We start from the raw sequence: 19,079 nt of genomic DNA on the forward strand, positions 1-19,079 counted from the left end.
GCGCTTATGCGTCCTGTTGTTCGCGTGTGGCGAACCACTCGCGGATGTAGTCTACCAGCTCCTGGGTGCTGGTCCCGGGGCCGAAGAGGCGCGCCACGCCACGCGCCTGGAGCGCGTCCATGTCTTCCTTGGGGATGATGCCGCCGCCGGTCAGCAGAATGTCGTCGCGGCCCGCTTCGAGCAGAAGATCTCGTACGCGCGGGAAGAGCGTCATGTGCGCACCGGAGAGGATGGATAGGCCCACCACATCCACGTCCTCCTGCACGGCCGCGGTGGCGATCATCTCGGGCGTCTGATGGAGGCCGGTGTAGATCACTTCCATGCCGGCATCACGCAGCGCGGCTGCCACTACCTTGGCGCCGCGATCGTGTCCGTCGAGGCCAGGCTTGGCCACCAGCACGCGAATGGGTCGGGTCATCGGGTCGGAGAATCGGAGGGACCTGCAGGAGGCGGGGCGGAACGCGAGTCCGAGCTGCACCAACGTCGGAAAATACTCACCCGTCCTTGCGAGCCACCAGCATCATCTCGCTGGACTTCCGGTGTAGCGGGCGAGGGCTCCACGAGTCGAAGGCCTGCTCCACCACGAGCCCTACGTCGCGCATGCGGCTGGCGAGCTCGGAGGCTGTGTACAGGCGGATTCGGTGCGACCGTTCGCCGTGTCCCTTCGGGCCACGCCAGGTGGAGGTGATCTCGAGGAAGCCGGAAAGCGGGTCGAAGTGGCGCTCCTGTCCGAACATCGTGCCGTCGGCACTGCTCCACCAGTCGCGCGACAGGAATTTCGCCATCACACCGTCACGGGCGCCGCCGTGCCAGACCAGCACGCCACCGGGCTTGAGGACGCGCGCGAACTGGGCCAAGACGCGCAAATCGTCCTGTGGCTCGTCGAAAAACCCGAACGAGGTGAACAGGTTCACCACGGCATCGAAGCGGCCCGACCAGCGCCCCGGGAGTGCGCGCATGTCGCCCTGGATATAGCGAAGCGTCGTGCCGGTGCCGCGCGCCCTGGCCTGATTGAGCAGGGTGGCTGAGTAATCGAGGGCGTCCACATTGAACCCCGCCTCAGCCAGAAGGTGGGCATGCCGCCCCTGGCCACAGGGGCAGTCCAGCACGCGAGCCCCTGAGGGAAGGGCCAGCACCTCGAGGAGCCGCGCCACCTCGCGGCGGTCCTGCCCAAGGTCGAACAGCGGTTCGTACTCGTGCAGGTACTGCTGATCGAACTGGGTGGCCCACCAAGGGCTATTGCTGTGCATCCGGAGACGGTAGATACTGGGACGAAGCCGCACAAGCCGTATGCCCCCGGCACCTTGGCGCGGATCGCTGCCACGCCCCCGGGGCCGACCCTTCCTCGTTGCATCGGATCCTGTGCCCACCATCCGCCTCGTCTATTCCAGTGCTGCCGCCGGCGGCATGACTTACTCCACCCTGGTCGACATCATGAGTCAGGCGCACACGCGCAACATGGCTCAGGGCATCACCGGCATCCTCTGTTACGGTTCCGGGCAGTTTCTGCAGGCCCTCGAGGGAGAGCGCGCCGCGGTCACGGCGCTCTACCACCGCATCGCCGTGGATCGGCGCCACGACGACTGTCAGCTCATGTCGGTGGACGAGATCGCGTCCCGCGCCTTCCCGGAGTGGACCATGAAGGTCGTGAACTGGGAAGACGGGGATATGGCGCGCCGGCGTACCATGCTGCAGGCGGATACCGGATCGGAAGTATTCGCGCCCAGTGCCATGACGGCGACACAGGCGTCGGCCTTCCTGATGCACCTCGCCGAACTGGAGCGCGAGCTGGCGGGCGACTAGAAGAACACGGGTTCGCGATACGCGCCGAACACGTCTTCGAGCGCGGCACGAATCTCGTACAGCGTGCAGTACGAGCGTGCGCACTCGAGGATGTGCGGGACCACGTTCTCCGTGCCGCGCGCCGCTGCGCGCAGTGCCTCGAGGTTCTGCAGGCACCGCGCGTTGTCGCGCGACGCGCGCAGCGCCGCCATCTTGACCCGCTGCTCGTCCTCGGCCTGCTGCCCGATGCGAAGAATGGGGATGGTGAGTTCCGGCTCCTCAGTGACGAACTCGTTCACCCCGACCACGAGCTTGCGGCGCTGCTCGATCTCCCACTGCTGCCTTGCCGCACTCTCGGCTATGCGCTTCTGGAACCACCCGTCTTCGAGCCCCTTCACCACCCCACCGATCTCGTCGATCTGCGCGAAGAGCTGCTCGGCTTCCCGCTCGAGCTGGTCGGTGAGCGCCTCCACATAGTACGACCCACCGAGCGGATCCATGACGTTCGGCACCCCGGTCTCGAAGGCCAGAATCTGCTGCGTGCGCAGCGCCACCTGCACGGCGCCCTCGGTGGGGAGCGACAGCGTCTCGTCCATGGAGTTGGTGTGCAGCGACTGCGTGCCGCCCAGCACCGCGGCGAGCGCCTGATACGCCACCCGCACCACGTTGTTCATCGGCTGCTGCGCGGTCAGCGTCACCCCGGCGGTCTGCGAGTGGAAGCGCATCATCCACGAGCGCGGATTCTTGGCGCCGTACCGCTCCTTGAGGTGCCGCGCCCAGATGCGGCGGGCAGCGCGCAGCTTGGCGATCTCCTCGAAGAAGTCGTTGTGGATATCCCAGAAGAATGACAACCGCGGCGCAAACTCATCCACGTCGAGGCCGCGCGCGATGCCGCGCTCCACGTAGGTGAAACCATCGGCAAGCGTGAACGCCAGCTCCTGGGCCGCCGTGGACCCCGCCTCGCGGATGTGGTAGCCGGAAATGGAGATGGTATTCCAGTTGGGCGCGTGCTGGGCGCACCACTCGAATCCGTCAACGATGAGGCGCAGGGCGGGTTCAATGGGAAAGCACCAGGCGTGCTGCGCCATGTACTCCTTGAGGATGTCGTTCTGCACGGTCCCCTGGAGCTTCGCTGCATCCACGCCCTGCTTTTCGGCGGCGGCAATGTAGAAGCACAGCAGAATGATCGCCGGCCCGTTGATCGTCATGCTCGTGGAGACCTTGTCGAGGGGGATCCCCTCGAAGAGCGTCTCCATGTCGGCCAGTGACGAAATGGCCACCCCGCACTTCCCCACTTCCCCCTCAGAGCGCGGATGGTCGCTGTCGTAGCCCATCAGCGTGGGGAAGTCGAATGCCACCGAGAGGCCGGTCTGCCCCTGCGAGAGCAGGAACTTGTAGCGCTGGTTCGTTTCCCGGGCCGTGCCGAAGCCGGCAAACTGCCGCATCGTCCACAGCTTGCCGCGGTATCCCGTGGGATGAATGCCGCGCGTATACGGCCACGCTCCCGGCGTCTCGAAGGCGGTACCCGCGGAATTCTCGAGATCCAGCGCCGTGTACAGCGGTGGCACCTCCTGCGCGGAGTTGGTGTACGCAATGTGCCGCGTCCGCCCGCCGTCGTACTGCTCACGCCACCGCGCCACTTCCTGCCGCAAGGTGTCGAGCTCCTGCTGCTGCTGACGTACGACGTCTTCGAGTTCGCGAACCGTGGTCATGCGCTGATCCCCTGGGGAGTCGGCAGCGGCGCGTAGGCGGCGCCGGTGAGGAGGGCGCTGCTGCGGGCACGCAGGGTGTCCGCCACAGCGAATGGGACGAGGGTGCCATCTTCGAGTCCGTCCAGCTGCGCATCGAGCCAGGACATCGTATCCGCGTCCCGCCAGAGGCGCTGCCGTAGCTGCTGCTCCACCACCTCCATCACCCGCTCCCGAAGTCGGGCGCGACGGCGGGACCGGAGCTCACCACTGGTGGCAAGATAGCGGAAGTGCCGATCGAGCGCGTCAGCCACCTCCGCGATCCCCTCGTTCTGGGCTGCGACCGACCGGAGTACCGGCGGCGTCCACTGCTCGGGGTGCTCGGCCTGCGCGGCCGCGCGTGCCGCACGCGCCGGGTTCATGGCGTCGCGCACGGCGTCGCGATCGGCCACCTGCCGCAGGTCCACCCCGTGATGCGCCGGCATGTGCTGCGCGCCATGCCCGGCTCGCAACCCCAGCATGAGTTCAATGTCGTTGCGCAGGCGATCGGCGCCCGGACGGTCGGCCTTGTTCACCGTGAACACGTCGGCGATCTCCATCACGCCGGCCTTGAGCGTCTGAATGGAATCGCCCGACTCGGGGACCAGCACGACGAGGGTGGAGTCAGCGGCGCGAGCAACGTCCAGCTCGCTTTGACCAACGCCCACCGTCTCGATGATGATCACGTCCAGCCCGAAACCATCGAGGACATCGCACACTTCCCGGGTGGCCGTGGCGAGTCCGCCCAGCGATCCGCGTGTGGCCATCGACCGGATGAACACCCCCGGGTCGAGGGCGACCTCTTCCATGCGAATGCGGTCGCCAAGCAGGGCCCCACCGGTGAACGGCGAGGTCGGGTCGACGGCCACGATGCCCACGGTCAGCCCAGCATCACGGTAGAAGCGCGTGAGGCGGGTGGTGAGCGTGCTCTTTCCGGCCCCCGGCGGGCCGGTGATCCCGATGCGCCGCGCCCGTCCGAGCTGCGCGTGCTGAGCGGCCAGCAGTTGCTCGAAGCCAGCCCGGTGGTTTTCCACGATGCTGACCACGCGCGCCAGCGCCGCCGGTTTGCCGTTACGGAACTGCTCCAGCAGTTGCGTCATGCTCGCGCCCACGCGACCCGCGTCACTCGTTGCTGTCGTCATGCTCATCCCGGATGTCACCCACCAACTCCTCGAGCAGATCCTCGAGGGTTACCAGCCCCACGACGGAGCCCTCGTCCTGTACGATGGCCATTTGCCGGCGCGAGCGCAGCAGTTCGAAGAGCAGTTCCTTGGCCGACGTGTCGGCGCGCGTGGTCGCGACCGGACGCATGGCCGGCACCGACTCCCCCCGGCGGCGGAAGACGTCGAAAACGTGCACCATCCCCGCGATCTGTCCGGGCGACTCGCCAAACACCGGAACACGACTGTACCCGGCGCTGGCGACCTGCCGGGCCAATTCCGCGTGGCCAAGTCCGTCCTGCACCCCGAACATTTCGCTCCGCGGCGTCATGACGTCGCGCACGGTCTTGTCACCGAATTGCACAACGCCGGAAATGATTTCCATCTCCTCGGTGGCACCGATGTCGTGGAAGGTGCCATCGCGAAGCAACTCCTCGATGCCGTCACGTCCCTCGTCCGGCTCCTGGGTCTGCTGTCGGGCCACCAGCCGCCGCACACCATGTGAGACGGCGTGAAAGGGGGCGAGGCCGAGATCGACGACGCGCAGAAGGGGAACGAGAACCGGTACCAGCTGCGGTGCCCAGCGACGGCCAATGGCGCGCGGCAGCAGCTGGCCGAACACGAGGAGGAGCAGCAGGAACAGGACGACGTCGCGCAGAAACACCCAGGCGCGCAGTCCATCCTGCATGGCGATAATCGACCCGGTCGCGAAGACGATCAGCATCACGGCGGTCCCAGCGGTGTGCACCAGCCGGGTTGGGCGCTCGAGATATCGCGCCATCGCCCCCACGCCCCCGACCTGATGCTCGATCCAGTGCCGAAGCCAGAGCCGGCTCACTGCGCGAACTGCCGTTCCCGCGGTGGTGAGCACGGCGATGGCCATGACCGCAAAGAAAATCACGACGCCGGTCATGCGTCCACCACCTCGTCGGGGTCGCTCGCCGCCTCCGCCACGGGAAGCCGCTCGAGGTACACGCGCTCGATCTTGCGACGAATGACGCGCTCGACGATCACCTTGAACGGTCCCATCACCAGCGACTCCCCGGCGCGCGGCACGCGGCCGAGCAGTTCCATGATCAGGCCACCCACGGTCGAGACATCATCACGCGAGAATTCATGCCCCAGCGCCGCCGAGAGATCATCGAGCGTCAGCCGCCCCGAGACCCAGAACCGCTCGTCGTCCTCGTTCTCCACGAGGCGTTCTTCATCATCGTACTCGTCGCGAATCTCGCCGACCAACTCTTCGAGGATGTCCTCGATTGTAACCAGCCCTGCGGTGCCGCCGTATTCGTCGGCGACGATGGCAATGTGCCGCCGCGCCTGACGGAACTCCCGCAGCAGGTCGGCAATGCGCTTCGACGCCGGGATGAAGACCGGCGGACGCATGAGCGTCGTCCAGCCGCCTTCCGGCTCGGCGTCAGCCAGGACCGCCGGCAGGAGATCCTTCACGTACAGAATGCCAACGATCTCGTCGATCGTCTCCTCGTACACGGGGACACGCGAGTGCTGAATGCTGCGCAACCGATCCACCATCTCCGACCACGGCGTCTCGCGCTCCACACCGAGCATGTCCACGCGCGGTACCATCACCTCTTCGGCCGTCGTTTCGCCAAACTCGAACACGCCGAGCAGCAGCGCCCGCTCATCGCCGGACACGTCGGTTTCACTGGTCACCACATCGCGAAACTGCTGCGCGGCCTCCTCGCGCCGCTCCTGCGTGGCGTCCGACTCCGACACCACCTCGGCGAACAGGCCGTCCATCCAATTGCCCAGCGCGACCACGGGCCACAACACGCGTTCCACCGCCCGGGTGAAACCGGCGAGGCGCAGCGCCGCCTGATCGCCCAGCGCATCCCCCAGCACGCGGGCGGTACTCTCCGCCACCAGCACGGTGGCAAGGCCGAGGAGCACGAGGGCCGCCACAAGAGCAAGCGTGGGGCGTCCGGTGAGGTCGAGCGCCACGGCAAGACCGCAGCCGGCCGCCAGATGCCCCACGACGCGTGCATACGCCAGAGCGCGATGCGCCTGCTCGCGCGCCGGCACGGCGCGTGCCACGGAGGGCTGTGGCGCGCCCCCCCGGTCGCTGTTCACCGGCAGCGCGTTCTCCGACAGCAGCGCCCCGTCGGCCACCGCCGAGAGGGCGGCGACGGCGGCACCCGCTGCCGCCAGTCCCCACGCCACCGCGCTCATGCGCGGGGGGTCGAGGTGGTCCAGAAGCGTCGCACCAACTGCTCCTGGCGTCGCCACATTGGCGACGTCGTGCGGGTCTCATCCTCGGGGTGCTCCCACCCGCAGGCGTGCAACGTGCCGTGCACGACCAGACGCGCAATCTCTTCCCGTACGCCGACGCCGTGCTCCCGTGCCTGGGCACGCGCCACGTCGGGGCAGATGTAGATGTCACCGATGACCGCCCCCGACGGATCCGCACCGAGGGCAAACGTGATCACGTCCGTCGGTCCGGTATGGCCGAGATGGGTGGTGTTGAGCCGCGCACTCGCGCGGGCCGAGACGAAGGTGATGGAAAGCATGGCGCGCGGCACCCTGAGGGCCTGCAGCACCTGGCGGGCGAGTGTCGCCAGCCGGTCGGCCGCCACCGGAACTCGCACGCCCTCGCAGCTGATGGCCACGGCGCGCGGTTCCGGTCGGGGCAATCGATCCGTACTCATCCTCCACCCGCCGCGTCTTCGTTGTACGCCCGGATGATGTCGCGGACCAGCCGGTGGCGCACGACGTCCGCCTCACTGAAGTAGTGGAACGCGATGCCTTCGATCCCGTGCAGGATGCGCTCGATCTGCATGAGGCCCGACTCCTCTCGGCGCGGCAGATCCACTTGGGTCTTGTCACCGGTAATGACGATCTTGGAGTTCACGCCGAGCCGCGTGAGAAACATCTTCATCTGCGCGCCCGTCGCGTTCTGCGCTTCGTCGAGGATCACGAAGGCGTCGCCCAGTGTGCGACCACGCATGAAGGCCAAGGGGGCCACTTCGATGGTGCGCGCCTCGATGAGCTTCTGGATGCGCTCGAATGGGATCAGGTCGTCGAGGGAGTCGTAGAGCGGGCGCAGGTACGGGTCGACCTTGGCCTGCATGTCGCCAGGCAGAAAGCCGAGGCTCTCGCCGGCTTCCACCGCCGGGCGCGCCAGCACGATGCGTCGGACACGCTTGCGCATGAGTGCATCCACGGCAGCGGCTACCGCCAGGTAGGTCTTGCCCGTCCCTGCCGGTCCGATCCCGACCACGATGTCGTGCTCGGCAATCTTCTTGAGATACGCCGCCTGCCCTGGCGTCTTCGCCTGCACGCCGCGCCGCGCGCCGGGGAGCGCGAGGGTGCTGCTTGTTGCGCCCGGCGTATCCGCGGGGCGCTCGGTGAGCGTCAGCCGCAGGACATCGTCGGCCGATACCGACTTGCCGTCACGCACGAGGGCCACGAGCGCGGCCGCCACGGCTTCGGCGCGCGTGACGGCGTCCATGTCCCCTGTGAGGGAAAGATGGTCCCCCCGCAGTGCGACGCGGGCCCCCGTGGCACGCTCGAGTTCCTTGAGGTTGCCGTCGTTCACCCCCGCCAGCATCTGCAGGTCGGCACCCTCCACCGAAACCCGGGTCATTGTGACGTCCCCCCGATCGCCCCGGGGGTCACTCATGACGTTCCTCCGCGTCGGCCCGTTGCCACGGCGATGTGCAACTCCGCAAGATCGTCAGCCGGCACGGCGACCGGCGCGCCCTCGAAGAGCGAGCGCGCCGCGGTGGTCTTGGGGAAGGCGATGACGTCACGCAGCGACGGCGCACCGGAGAGCAGCATGGCAATGCGATCGAAGCCGAACGCGATCCCGCCGTGCGGGGGGGCGCCGGCGCGCAATCCTTCAAGCAGGAAGCCGAACCGACGCTCCTGCTCCTCGGCATCACCGATCCCCAGCAGCGCGAACATGCGCGACTGAACGGCGGGGTCGCTGGTCCGGATGCTGCCACCACCCAGCTCGGTGCCGTTGAGCACCGCGTCATAGGCCAACGCACGCCACCGGGCCGGCTCGTCGGGATAGGCGGCCATATCTTCGGGGTTCGGTGCCGTGAACGGATGATGCACGGCGGCCAGCGCCCCCGTCTCGGGGTCCTGTTCGAACATCGGGAAGTCGAGGACCCAGAGAAAGCGGCGCGCCTGCTCGTCGACCAGGTCGAGTCGGCGCGCGCACTCCTGCCGCACCCGATCGAGTGCGGGGCTGCTGATGCGGTCGGGCGCCGCCACGAAAAGCGCCAGGTCGCCGTCAGTGAGCGCCAGCGTCTGCTTCGCCGTGTCGGTGAGGAACTTCGCCAGCGGCCCATCGTAGGCCCCATCCGCCTTGCGGAGGCGCAGCAGACCGCCGGCACCAGCTCCCTTGGCCAGCGCTTCGAGCTCGTCCACTTGCTTGCGACTCCACGCCGCGCCGCCGGGCACCACGAGGCCACGCACCCGGTGTCCGTTCGCCAGTGCCGCGGTGGTTACCGCAAAGTCGAGCGCGGAAAACAGAGCACTGTAGTCGTGCAGCTTGAGGCCATAGCGAAGGTCCGGACGGTCGCATCCGTACGATTCCATCGCCTCGGCGTAGCTCATGCGGTCGAATTGCGGCGGCACGTCGTCGTGGCCGGCTTCGCGCCACATGGCCCCGAGCAGCCCCTCTGCGAGGGTGAGAATGTCCTCGCGCCCGATGAACGACGCCTCGATGTCGATCTGCGTGAACTCCGGCTGCCGGTCGGCGCGCAGGTCCTCGTCACGGAAGCAGCGGGCGACCTGGAAATAGCGATCGAAGCCACAGCACATGAACAGCTGTTTATAGATCTGCGGCGACTGCGGCAGCGCATAGAACTCGCCCGGATGCACCCGACTGGGCACGAGGTAGTCACGCGCCCCCTCCGGCGTGGGCTTCGTGAGGATGGGCGTTTCCAACTCGAGATAGCCGTGGTCGGACAGATAGCGCCGCGACAGCTGCAACAACCGGTGCCGGAGCACCAGGTTCTCCTGCAACTCGGGGCGACGCAGATCGAGATAGCGATGACGCAGGCGCAGTTCCTCGGCGGGCATCTTGTCGCCGCGCCCGCGGGCCACGGGAAGCGCGGGCGTGACGGCAGGCCCCACGACACGCAGACTGTGCACCCGGACCTCGACCTCGCCGGTGCCCATGTCGGGGTTCAGCCGGTCGGCCTCGCGGGCCACGACCTCCCCTTCGCACATCACGACCGACTCCACGCCAACGGCGGCGGCCAGTGCCTGCACTGCCGCTGCGCTCCACGCCGGCCCGAAGGCGAGTTGGACCAGCCCCGTGCGATCGCGCAGGTCGATGAAGACCAGACCGCCAAGGTCGCGACTCCGATGCACCCACCCGCCCAGGCGAACGGTGCGGCCCACATCGCTGCGCCGAAGCAGGCCGCAGGTGTCGGTGCGCATGGACGTGGCGAGCACGGACGACGGAATCGAAGACGACATCGAGGGCGGTACTCCGCAAGCAGGAGCGAGGGGTGCGTGCGCGACACGCGGCGTCGCGACGACGCAGAACAGGACGCAAACAGTGAAAGATAAACGCCTTACGTCACTCAAGGTAGCATTTTTCTGCGCCGTTTCGCTTGACCTCGCCTCTTGGCGCCGTTTAGTCTCCCGTATGCGCCGCATGCTCATTTGCGGGCTTGCCGCGTCGCTTTGGGCCACTGGGCTCCGTGCGCAGCCGGTGCCCGCGCGCGATCTCTGGGAGTTCCCGCTGGGGGCCATCTTCGAGCCGCCGGCGCTTGCTTCCGAGCCGGGCGCGGGGCTGTGGAACCCCGCCACTGCCTCCGTGCCTGCCGGTGAGCGATTTCGCCTCGGCGTGGCCTCCCTCACGACGGGCAGTGCGCAGGGCGTCGATGGGCAGCTGCTCTCCGTGGGATGGCGGCGAGCGAGCGGCACCACCCTTGGTCTGTCGCTCGGGCGGGCCGCGGTCGGGGGACTCGTGCGGACCGACTCCGACCCGCAATCCATCGGCAACATCCCGTATACCAGTACTCTCTTGAGTCTCACCGCGACCCGAGAACTGGTGCCGCACCTGACGGCCGGGGTGGCCATGCGGTGGCGGAATGGCCGTGCGGATCAGCTGTCGCGGCATGCCGTGGCGGCGGATTTCGGGGCCGTCCTGCACGACCTCCCCTGGCGGAATGCCCGAGTGGCGCTGTCGAGCTTCCTCTGGCGACCGGGGCGGGAAATCGAAGACCGACCGACGGTCATTGCCGCCGGCGACATCCGCGTCTTCGGTCGGTCACCCACGCGCGAAACGCGCCTGGGGTACAGCACGACCGCCGTGAATCGGGGAGCACGCGAGCGTGGCCTGTTCATCGCAGGGCGCTTCGAACGGGTCGAAGCGCGCGCGGCCTATGTGCGCAGCGCCGCAGGCACGGTATCCGATCACCGGCTGCGCACCGGACTGGCGCTGTATTACGCGCGCTACGCCGTGGGCGTCGCGCGTGAAGAAGGCATTGCCGGCCTCGGGGCCGTGTATCAGTTCACGCTCAGCTCGCTCATCAAGTGACCGACTCCGCCTTACCGTCCCTTCCCGATCTGCTCGACTATGAACCCGAGGCGGCCCTCGCGCTGCTCCGGGCGTGGATGGCCGAGCGCGGGGAACCGAGCTATCGAGCCGGTCAGGTGTTCGGTCGCCTCTGGCAGCGCCCTGTGGACTCGTTCGAGGCGATGTCGGAGCTGCCGAAGGCGTTGCGGGAAGCGCTTGCGCAGTCGTTCCGCATCACGACGCTGGAATTGGCGACGCGTCAGCGCTCCTCTGATGGTACCGAGAAGTTCCTGTTCCGCCTGCATGACGGCCAGCTCATCGAGACGGTGGCCATCCCCGACGGCGACCGCATGACGTTCTGCATCTCGTCGCAAGCAGGGTGTGCCCTGCAGTGTGCGTTCTGTGCGACGGGGGCCATGGGGTTTCAGCGCAATCTCCAGCCCTCGGAGATCGCCGGACAGGTGCGTGCGCTGCGCATGCTGACGCCTCCCGTCATCCCCACGAACATCGTCTTCATGGGCATGGGCGAACCGCTCATGAACTGGAAGGCGGTCGGTCCCACGCTCACCTTGCTGAACGATCCGCGAGCGCTCGGCATCGGTGCGCGTCACATCACGATCTCCACCGTGGGTGTGCTCCCGGGAATCGTGGCGCTCAGCGAACGGCCCGAGCAGTTCCGCCTCGCCATCTCCATTCATGCGCCAAGCGACGCCCTGCGGAAAACGCTCATGCCGGTGAACACCAAGTATCCCCTGGCGGAGGTCATCGAGGCGGCGCGCGCCTTCGACCGCCGCGTGACGTTCGAGTATGTCATGCTGGGTGGCGTGAATGATCAGCCCGAGCATGCGGCGCAGCTGGCGCAACTGGCGCGCGAATGTCGTGCCTTCGTCAACCTCATTCCGCTCCATCCGGGCGGTTCGATGGGGTTCACGCCGACGCCGGCGCCGGTGATTACGGCATTCGCCAAGGCCCTGCGCACTCGCGGCGTGGAAACCGCCGTGCGCCGCAGCCGCGGGCTCGATATCGCCGCCGCCTGTGGACAGCTACGGACGGAGCGTCTCGGTCGACGGGCGCCAGTCGCGCCCGAGGTACACGGTGAGGTCCACGTAGCGTGACGTATCGGGGTCGGTGGCGATGACGCCGACCCCGAGCGCCCGCTGCACCCGGAGCGGCCAGTCGGCATGGCTGGTGTGGTTGCTGATGCGGGTGCGCGTTTCGCCATCGCGTCGTCCGGATCCAAAATCGACCACATCGAACCCATACTCGCGCAGGTGATTCGTCGCGCGCCGAGCGAGCCCCGGTACCCCACTCACATTGAGCACGCGGACGCGGATCCGCAGCCCCGCGGGTGCGCGCGCGGACGTGTCGGTCACGGCTGCCGCGACGGACGTCGAATCGGTGCCAGACGCGTTCGACTCGGCATCGCGCGTCTGCCACCAGGCCACACCGGCGCCCGTCGCCACCAGAAGGACCAGCCCCCCGGCGATCAGGAGGCTCCTGCTCCTGGCCCTGCGGGGTGCCTGGGACGGCGGAGAGGGTATGCCGACGGTCATGTGCTGTGCCAGTACATCATCGGACGCCATTCCAGAGTGCCACCGTTTCCGGCGAGAGTCCCTTCCCCTCCCGAATGACCCATTCGAGACGCAGTCGCACCACCTGACGGAAGACGCGATCGAACGCGACCGGCACAAGCGACGCGAGAAAGGCGCGATCGCTCTGCATGAACGTGCGTCCGGGCTCGAGGAAGTCCGCCATGTAGAGCGCGCGGCCGGTGTCGGCCCACGCGGTGTGCCCCACCGTGTGCCACCGGATCGCTTCCAGCACATCGCCCCGCGCTTCACCGACTGCTTCCAACCGGAGGGCGGCGGCAGGCCCGTGCAGCAACCCCACCGGACTCACGCGGTCGCCGGTCATGTCGCGCAACGTCGGTTCGTCGGCGTCGCGCAGGGCATCATGCCACCAGCCCGCGTCACACCACGCGACGCGACGCTCGGGCGGCAGGGCCATGCGCTCAGCCCACGAATCGAGCAGCGCCACCACGCGTTCGATGTGAGCGCGGCGCTTGTCGCCCACGACGGCCCACGTCGGAAGTCCGGTCACGTGCCCGCAGCCGCTCAGCGCGCGTCGAGCGCCGCACGCATGGCCGCCACGAGCGCACAGGCGTCGTCCACGCTGGTGCCGGCCGCACGGACGATGGCGCTCCCGACCACCACCCCGTCGCCGAGCAGCGCGGCCACGCGCGCCTGCTCCGGCGTGGAAATGCCGAAGCCAATGCACAGCGGCAGCGACGTGGCCGCACGCAACCGCGCCACGGTGGCAGGCAGGTCGTCGGGGAGCGCGGCACGTTCCCCGGTGACCCCCAGTCGACTGATGAGGTACACGAAACCGCCACCGTGCCGGCTGATTTCTTCCATGCGAGGCAACGGTGTGGTCGGCGCCACCAAGCGCACGAAGTCCAGACCACTGGTCCCCAACCACTGCTCGCGCACCGGGTCGGCGCCGACGGGGAGATCGGTCACCAGGACCCCATCCACGCCGGCATCACGCGCCCGCTGCAACGCGTCGGCGCCAGCGGCGATGACGGGGTTGAGATAGCTGAACAGGACGACGGGTACCGCCACCGCCGCCTCGCGGACGAGGTCGAGCGTGCGCCACAGGGTCATGCCGTGCTCCAGCGCGACCTGTGAGCTGCGCTGAATCACCGGACCGTCGGCGAGCGGATCGGAGAACGGTACGCCCACCTCGAGGACGTCCGCCCCTGCGGCAGCCAGGCCACGCATGAGCGCGATGCTGCGTTCCGGGTCGGGATGTCCGGCGGTGACATAGCAGACGAGGGCCTTGCGTCCCTCCGCCCGGAGGGCGGCGAAGCGCGCCGTGAGGCGCGAGGCTGCGGGAGCCACGGCCTCAGGCGAAGTAGTCACCGATGTTGATGCCATAGCGTTGCGGGTCTTCGGTCCGAATGATCGTGTGTGCAAACTGACCAGTCGCCGTACGCGCCGTAAGGTCCACCGGTGTCGGATCGTCCAGCAGGTTGCCGCGGTCGTCCGTCAGCAGGCGAACGATCGGCCGCGACAGTGCCGATGGATCGGGGTTGGCCGCCAGTACGATCGCCAACTCGAATGTGTCGAGCACGACCACCGTTCCCACGGGATAGATCCCCGTGAGATTGATGAAGGCCTTGACGACAGTAGGATCAAGACCGAGCCGAGGGTTGTCTCGCATGCCGCGAAGGACATCGGCGGGGGTCCAGGGAGAATCCTTATAGACGCGCGTGGTGGTGGCCGCATCGAACCCGTCAGTGACGGCGATGATCTTGCTGAACAGCGACAACTTCCGCTGCCGCGAGACCTTGGGGTAGCCGGACAGGTCAGTGCGCATGTGATGCTCGTAGGCCGCCGTCATCGAGCGCCATGGGCGGACGCCGCCGTTCGGCAGCGCGAACAGCGCCAGCACCCCGTTCCAGGTATGCGTCTGCAGCACGACCCGCTCCTCATCCGCGAGTTGTCCGCGCCTGTTCAGCAGGGCGAGCGGGAGGCGCGACTTGCCGATGTCATGCAACAACGCCGCCAGGCCCAGATCGAGCAACTGCGTCTTGCTGAGGGCAAGGCGGCGACCGAGCGCCACCGACAGAATGCACACGTTGACGCTGTGCACGAACGTGTACTCGTCGAATTCACGGAGGGTCGTGAGGCCGATCAGCGACGACGAATCGGTGAGGATGGCGTCCACAATGCCCTGCACGGCGCGCTTCACGCGCTTGAGCCCCGGGCTCTTCCCCAGTCGCGCTGACGTGATCACCTCGCGCGTGACATCGAGCGAGCGAACATAGGTCTGGCGCGCCCGCTCCTTGGCGTCGAGATCATGATCGAGTTCATCCGATTCGTCAGCCACCGGAAAGAGCTCGAAGTCATGGACCTGGGCCGTCTCCAGCCGGGCCATCAGCTGTGAAAGACGCTCCTCCTCCGGATACTCGAGCGGGGGCGCCTGCAGGAACGACAGCAGGACCACCCACGAGCGCGGTGGCGGGGCCTCGAAGGTACCGACGCCGCCGATACCAGCCTCGCGGAACATCCCCAGCAAGGCGGCAACGGCCGCATAGTTGTCGAAGGTAAGGCGCAAGCGCGTGTCGTTGACGAAGAGGTAGTCACCGACCCGACGCACGGTACATTGCCCCTCACTCTCCCGCACCCGATCGGCGCACACCCCCAATTCCGCAATCGCCTTCTGCACCGCGGCGTTCTCTACCGGGTAGAGGCGTACGGCGCGGATGGCACCATTCATCGCCACGACGAACGCCCGGACGGTCTTCTGGGGGCCGCCGTCTGTGGCGCCGCGCACGGTGGTGTGCGGCGCGGTCATGTCCCACCTCGCATGGCGCGGGCGACCGCGCTTCGCACCACGACATCCTTGGTATCTGCCGACTTCTGCAGAGCGGCCACGGCGGTCCGACTGCCTACGAGCCCCAGCGCGCGGGCCGCGCAGGCACGCATTTCGGGTGTCTCCTTGGCGCCGAGCAAACCGCGGGCGTTCAGGATCCCATCAAGTTCAGCGACACCCTGATCACCGCACAGGCCGCCGTATGCCTCAAAGAGCGCCATCTTCTCTCCGAGGTCGGCACTGCGGAGTTCCTTGCGACGGATGGCGGTGAGCAGTCGCGGCAGCGCGCCGCTGTGTTTGCGGGCGCCAATGGCGCGAAACGCCGCCACCCGCACTTCGCGATCGGCGTCGTCCATGGCGCGATCCAGAGCCTGCAGGGCTGCTGGGGAGCCGATGTCCGCCAGCGCTGCCACCGCTTCGGCGCGCAGTTTGGTGTCCGCCCCGCGCAGGATACGGGCGAGCCCCGGGACGGCGGCCGGCGTCGCGAGCTGCGCCGCAAGGCGAACTGCGCCGCGTACCACCGACTCCTGAGGCTGCTCGAGCAGCTTGGCCAGCTCACCGGTGTTCGCGCCCGCGAGTCGCAATGACGCGCGCTCGATGGCCACGCGGGCGGGAGATGCGGAGGCGGCACCGAGCCAGGCGACCAGCGGTTCGAGCGCCGTCGGGCGCAGCTCGGCGAACAGCCCCTCCAGCAGCGACGCAACCGGGGTCCGCGCCCGCTCGTCGAGCGCGTGCAGCAGTTGGGCGACGACCTGCGGTTCGCTCAGCCGCGCCGGCAGCTCGCGCAGTCCGTTCTGCACGTCTCCGTGGACACCGGCACTCTTGGCCGTGGCCCCCGCTTCGCGCAGGGTGTAGGCCACGAGCTCGTACTCCCCGAGCGTGAGAAACTCGAGCACCAGCTGTTCGAGAATCGCCAACGCCTCACGCTGTGTACCCACGTCGGATTGCAGCTCGATGATGTCAAAGAGGCTGGCGAGGACGAGGCGTCGCTGGTCTTCGGTATACTCGCGCTTCAGCTCATCCTGCAGGTACGCCGCCTCTCGTGGATCGAGGAAGTACAGCGTGGATTCGAAATCCTCCGGGCGCACCAGCCCCGGCGGTCCGTCACCGGGGGGCTGTGTCTCCGCCGGCGGCACCGCCAGGGGCAATTCGCCGGCGGCCTGCGTGGCCACGCCGGGCCGGTCGCCCGATGCCATTACGAAATCGCTGGCGCCGCTGTTCTCGACGTACCGGTACGTGATGTGCGCGACGTCGGCCACCCACAACATCGTGACCAGGTCGTCGTCGTCGGTGGATGCCGTCCGCGCCCGATGCAGCAGGGCGAGGAAGGTCTCCAGATCGTGGGTCTCGAAACCGGGGAGGAAACTCAGCGTGCGCAGACCGTCGCGGTACAACAGCCACGGCAGCGACTCGCTGCCGCGCTCCAAATCCTGGTACACCACCCGGTCGTCGAGCGTGAACGACGCTTCCCGCACCTGCAGGTCGAGCGGCGGCAGGTACGTCCACACACGCGCGAAGGCCTGGCGGGCCTGGTCGACGCTTTGGACGCGCGTGGGGTTGTTGGGGAGATACAACTGGACGGCGCGAAGCGCCTTCGCGAACGCCCGCAGTGCGTCCTCGACGGCCGATATCGCTTGCGGCGAGACGTCAGCGTCCGGTACCGAAACGTTCATACCGCAGGAAGGGTGTGCTGGCTGATGGTTCCCACGTCCTTGTCCCCCCGGCCGCTCACGCACAGCAGTACCGGGTCCTGCTCCGACCACCGTCCGGCCTCTCGTTCAAGCCACGCCACCGCATGCGCCGTCTCGAGAGCCGGGATGATCCCCTCCAGACGACTGAGCAAGGCCACCCCTCGCAACGCTTCCGTATCCGTCACTGCCACGTACTCGGCCCGCCCGCTGTCGTTCAGCCAGGCATGCTCCGGTCCCACCCCGGGGTAATCGAGGCCGGCAGAAATGGAGTGCGCTGGGTGGACCTGACCGGCTGCATCCTGCAGGAGATACGAGAGCGAGCCGTGCAGGACCCCCGGCGTCCCCTTGGAAATCGAGGCACTATGACGGTCGGTATCGAGACCGTCACCGGCGGCCTCCACCCCTACCAGCTCTACCCCGTCGTCTCGCACGAAGCCGGCGAAGATACCCATGGCATTGGAGCCCCCACCAACACAGGCGACCACCGTACGAGGCAGGCGTCCGGTCTTCGCCAATATCTGGGTACGCGCCTCGGTGCCGATCACCGACTGGAACTCCCGCACCATGCGTGGATACGGCGCCGGCCCGACCACTGACCCAATGATGTAATGACTGTTGGTGACGTTGGTCACCCAATCGCGGATGGCCTCGGTTGTGGCGTCCTTGAGGGTGCGGGTGCCCGAGGTTACCGGAACGACCGTGGCCCCCATGAGGCGCATGCGGAAGACATTGAGCGCCTGCCGCTGCATGTCTTCCTCGCCCATGTACACCACGCACTCCAGCCCAAAGCGGGCACAGATGGTCGCCGTGGCAACCCCGTGCTGTCCGGCGCCGGTTTCGGCAATGATGCGCGGCTTCCCCATGCGGCGCGCAAGGAGCGCCTGCCCCACCGTGTTGTTGATCTTGTGGGCGCCCGTATGGTTGAGATCCTCGCGCTTCATCCACACCGGTGCTCCCACGCGCGCACTGAGTCGCGGCGCAAAGGTGAGGGCCGTGGGACGCCCCACGTACTCGCGCAGCAGGCCGTCGAGCTCGGCCTGGAACGCGGCATCGTGACGCACCGTCTCGAAGGCCGCTTCCAGAGTATCGAGCGCGGGTATGAGCGTCTCGGGAACGTACCGACCGCCGTACGGTCCGAAGCGGTCCGTCGGAGGAATCCCTGCACTGCCGACCATCGTCATCGCGACGTCTCCGCGGCGCGATGCGCCGCCTGCACAAACTGTTGGACGCGCTCCGGATCCTTCACACCGGGCGCGCTCTCCACGCCGGAAGATACGTCCACGACCTGCGGCGCAAGCAAACGCACCGCTTCGGCCACGTTCTCCGGTCGGAGTCCGCCGGCCAATACCAGCCGGAGCGCTGGGAGTTCCGTTCGGAGCGCTGCCACCGACCTGGCCAGCCCGGACCAGTCGAGTGCTACGCCGGTACCTCCGAGCTGTCCCTCGACGAAGGCGTCGAGTACCAGCGTCCCGCTCACACCCGCCCACATCACCGCATCCACCGGAAGAGTGGCGCCCGTGATCCGCAGCACGGGCCAGACCTCGCAGCCTGCGGCACGGGCAATGCGCACCGCCTCGTCGGGGGTCCGCCAGCCGTGCAGCTGCACCGCGTCCAGTGCGAGCTCGCGGGCGAGGACGATCACCTCCTCGGCGGACTGATCACCCACGACGGCCACACGTCGCACGCCGTGACGCGGCGCGCCCAGCACCTGACGCGCGTCGGGGACAGCGAGGTGGCGTGGCCCCCCGGCAAGGATGGCCCCCAGGAACAACGCACCGGATCGCTCGGCATGCCGTGCGTCTTCCGCCCTGGTCAGACCACAAATCTTGACGTCGGCCAT

Annotated in this window: 19 protein-coding genes; 3 read left to right on the top strand and 16 right to left on the bottom strand. The window is 67.8% G+C overall.

Annotated elements, in window-relative coordinates; translation table 11 throughout:
* Positions 1-4: 4 nt before the first annotated feature.
* Complete coding sequence (locus tag O9271_RS13140; protein ID WP_291260951.1) at positions 5-418, bottom strand: cobalamin B12-binding domain-containing protein; 414 nt, start codon at positions 416-418, stop codon at positions 5-7.
* Positions 419-494: 76 nt separating this feature from the next.
* Entirely contained in the window at positions 495-1,250 is a 756-nt protein-coding gene (locus O9271_RS13145) for a class I SAM-dependent methyltransferase (RefSeq protein WP_298270473.1), read from the bottom strand.
* A 112-nt stretch (positions 1,251-1,362) separates the two neighbouring features.
* Here O9271_RS13145 and O9271_RS13150 point away from each other — a divergent pair, with 112 nt between their 5' ends.
* Entirely contained in the window at positions 1,363-1,803 is a 441-nt protein-coding gene (locus tag O9271_RS13150; RefSeq protein ID WP_298270476.1) for a BLUF domain-containing protein, read from the top strand.
* Here the strand turns inward: O9271_RS13150 and O9271_RS13155 are convergent.
* Genes O9271_RS13155 through aspS form a run of 7 tightly spaced genes read right to left on the bottom strand, consistent with a single transcriptional unit; the run spans position 1,800 to position 10,123 of the window.
* Positions 1,800-3,494: a methylmalonyl-CoA mutase family protein gene (locus O9271_RS13155; protein ID WP_298270479.1), complete on the bottom strand. Its 1,695-nt coding sequence runs from the start codon at positions 3,492-3,494 to the stop codon at positions 1,800-1,802. The two genes, O9271_RS13150 and O9271_RS13155, sit on opposite strands and share 4 nt — an antisense overlap.
* Positions 3,491-4,657 carry a methylmalonyl Co-A mutase-associated GTPase MeaB gene (gene meaB / locus O9271_RS13160; protein WP_298270483.1) on the bottom strand — a complete coding sequence of 389 codons (1,167 nt, stop codon included), beginning with the start codon at positions 4,655-4,657 and terminating at the stop codon, positions 3,491-3,493. The genes O9271_RS13155 and meaB overlap by 4 nt, the downstream gene beginning before the upstream one ends.
* A complete protein-coding gene (locus tag O9271_RS13165) occupies positions 4,632-5,582 on the bottom strand; it encodes a CBS domain-containing protein (protein WP_298270485.1) in 951 nt (316 codons plus the stop codon). The genes meaB and O9271_RS13165 overlap by 26 nt, the downstream gene beginning before the upstream one ends.
* Positions 5,579-6,859, bottom strand: a complete 1,281-nt coding sequence (locus O9271_RS13170; protein ID WP_298270487.1) for a hemolysin family protein — start codon at positions 6,857-6,859, stop codon at positions 5,579-5,581. Before O9271_RS13170 ends, O9271_RS13165 begins: the two co-directional genes overlap by 4 nt.
* On the bottom strand, positions 6,856-7,335 hold the full coding sequence (gene ybeY, locus O9271_RS13175; protein ID WP_298270490.1) for an rRNA maturation RNase YbeY: 480 nt from the start codon (positions 7,333-7,335) through the stop codon (positions 6,856-6,858). Before ybeY ends, O9271_RS13170 begins: the two co-directional genes overlap by 4 nt.
* Positions 7,332-8,309, bottom strand: coding sequence for a PhoH family protein (locus O9271_RS13180; protein ID WP_298270493.1), 978 nt, complete (start codon positions 8,307-8,309; stop codon positions 7,332-7,334). Before O9271_RS13180 ends, ybeY begins: the two co-directional genes overlap by 4 nt.
* Positions 8,306-10,123, bottom strand: coding sequence for an aspartate--tRNA ligase (aspS, locus tag O9271_RS13185; RefSeq protein WP_298270495.1), 1,818 nt, complete (start codon positions 10,121-10,123; stop codon positions 8,306-8,308). Before aspS ends, O9271_RS13180 begins: the two co-directional genes overlap by 4 nt.
* 172 nt (positions 10,124-10,295) lie before the next feature.
* Between aspS and O9271_RS13190 the strand changes: the two genes are divergently transcribed.
* Both O9271_RS13190 and rlmN read left to right on the top strand, forming a co-directional pair.
* Positions 10,296-11,192, top strand: a complete 897-nt coding sequence (locus tag O9271_RS13190; protein WP_298270498.1) for a hypothetical protein — start codon at positions 10,296-10,298, stop codon at positions 11,190-11,192.
* A complete protein-coding gene (rlmN, locus tag O9271_RS13195; RefSeq protein WP_298270500.1) occupies positions 11,189-12,286 on the top strand; it encodes a 23S rRNA (adenine(2503)-C(2))-methyltransferase RlmN in 1,098 nt (365 codons plus the stop codon). The genes O9271_RS13190 and rlmN overlap by 4 nt, the downstream gene beginning before the upstream one ends.
* Here the strand turns inward: rlmN and O9271_RS13200 are convergent.
* The 7 genes from O9271_RS13200 to O9271_RS13230 all read right to left on the bottom strand — a co-directional run bounded on the left by O9271_RS13200 (position 12,215) and on the right by O9271_RS13230 (position 19,079).
* Positions 12,215-12,544, bottom strand: a complete 330-nt coding sequence (locus O9271_RS13200; RefSeq protein ID WP_298270503.1) for a LytR C-terminal domain-containing protein — start codon at positions 12,542-12,544, stop codon at positions 12,215-12,217. The genes rlmN and O9271_RS13200 overlap by 72 nt on opposite strands.
* Before the next feature lie 196 nt (positions 12,545-12,740).
* Positions 12,741-13,271 carry a hypothetical protein gene (locus O9271_RS13205; protein ID WP_298270505.1) on the bottom strand — a complete coding sequence of 177 codons (531 nt, stop codon included), beginning with the start codon at positions 13,269-13,271 and terminating at the stop codon, positions 12,741-12,743.
* Positions 13,272-13,285: 14 nt separating this feature from the next.
* A complete protein-coding gene (gene trpA / locus O9271_RS13210; protein WP_298270508.1) occupies positions 13,286-14,071 on the bottom strand; it encodes a tryptophan synthase subunit alpha in 786 nt (261 codons plus the stop codon).
* Positions 14,072-14,075: 4 nt separating this feature from the next.
* Positions 14,076-15,530 (bottom strand): HD domain-containing phosphohydrolase, encoded by a 1,455-nt coding sequence (locus O9271_RS13215; RefSeq protein ID WP_298270510.1) that lies wholly within the window; start codon positions 15,528-15,530, stop codon positions 14,076-14,078.
* Complete coding sequence (locus O9271_RS13220; RefSeq protein WP_298270512.1) at positions 15,527-17,221, bottom strand: HEAT repeat domain-containing protein; 1,695 nt, start codon at positions 17,219-17,221, stop codon at positions 15,527-15,529. Before O9271_RS13220 ends, O9271_RS13215 begins: the two co-directional genes overlap by 4 nt.
* Positions 17,218-18,420, bottom strand: a complete 1,203-nt coding sequence (gene trpB / locus O9271_RS13225) for a tryptophan synthase subunit beta (protein WP_298270514.1) — start codon at positions 18,418-18,420, stop codon at positions 17,218-17,220. The genes O9271_RS13220 and trpB overlap by 4 nt, the downstream gene beginning before the upstream one ends.
* Positions 18,417-19,079 carry a phosphoribosylanthranilate isomerase gene (locus O9271_RS13230; RefSeq protein WP_298270516.1) on the bottom strand — a complete coding sequence of 221 codons (663 nt, stop codon included), beginning with the start codon at positions 19,077-19,079 and terminating at the stop codon, positions 18,417-18,419. The genes trpB and O9271_RS13230 overlap by 4 nt, the downstream gene beginning before the upstream one ends.

The sequence above is a fragment of the Gemmatimonas sp. genome (assembly GCF_027531815.1).
In the GTDB taxonomy this organism is placed as follows: domain Bacteria; phylum Gemmatimonadota; class Gemmatimonadetes; order Gemmatimonadales; family Gemmatimonadaceae; genus Gemmatimonas.

Bases quoted from the DNA above. Each gene is read 5' to 3' on its own strand.
- O9271_RS13140 (WP_291260951.1), bottom strand. From the start codon at position 418: ATGACCCGACCCATTCGCGTGCTGGTGGCCAAGCCTGGCCTCGACGGA.
- O9271_RS13145 (WP_298270473.1), bottom strand. From the start codon at position 1,250: ATGCACAGCAATAGCCCTTGGTGGGCCACCCAGTTCGATCAGCAGTAC.
- O9271_RS13155 (WP_298270479.1), bottom strand. From the start codon at position 3,494: ATGACCACGGTTCGCGAACTCGAAGACGTCGTACGTCAGCAGCAGCAG.
- meaB (WP_298270483.1), bottom strand. From the start codon at position 4,657: ATGAGCATGACGACAGCAACGAGTGACGCGGGTCGCGTGGGCGCGAGC.
- O9271_RS13165 (WP_298270485.1), bottom strand. From the start codon at position 5,582: ATGACCGGCGTCGTGATTTTCTTTGCGGTCATGGCCATCGCCGTGCTC.
- O9271_RS13170 (WP_298270487.1), bottom strand. From the start codon at position 6,859: ATGAGCGCGGTGGCGTGGGGACTGGCGGCAGCGGGTGCCGCCGTCGCC.
- ybeY (WP_298270490.1), bottom strand. From the start codon at position 7,335: ATGAGTACGGATCGATTGCCCCGACCGGAACCGCGCGCCGTGGCCATC.
- O9271_RS13180 (WP_298270493.1), bottom strand. From the start codon at position 8,309: ATGAGTGACCCCCGGGGCGATCGGGGGGACGTCACAATGACCCGGGTT.
- aspS (WP_298270495.1), bottom strand. From the start codon at position 10,123: ATGTCGTCTTCGATTCCGTCGTCCGTGCTCGCCACGTCCATGCGCACC.
- O9271_RS13190 (WP_298270498.1), top strand. From the start codon at position 10,296: ATGCGCCGCATGCTCATTTGCGGGCTTGCCGCGTCGCTTTGGGCCACT.
- O9271_RS13215 (WP_298270510.1), bottom strand. From the start codon at position 15,530: ATGACCGCGCCGCACACCACCGTGCGCGGCGCCACAGACGGCGGCCCC.
- O9271_RS13220 (WP_298270512.1), bottom strand. From the start codon at position 17,221: ATGAACGTTTCGGTACCGGACGCTGACGTCTCGCCGCAAGCGATATCG.
- trpB (WP_298270514.1), bottom strand. From the start codon at position 18,420: ATGACGATGGTCGGCAGTGCAGGGATTCCTCCGACGGACCGCTTCGGA.
- O9271_RS13230 (WP_298270516.1), bottom strand. From the start codon at position 19,079: ATGGCCGACGTCAAGATTTGTGGTCTGACCAGGGCGGAAGACGCACGG.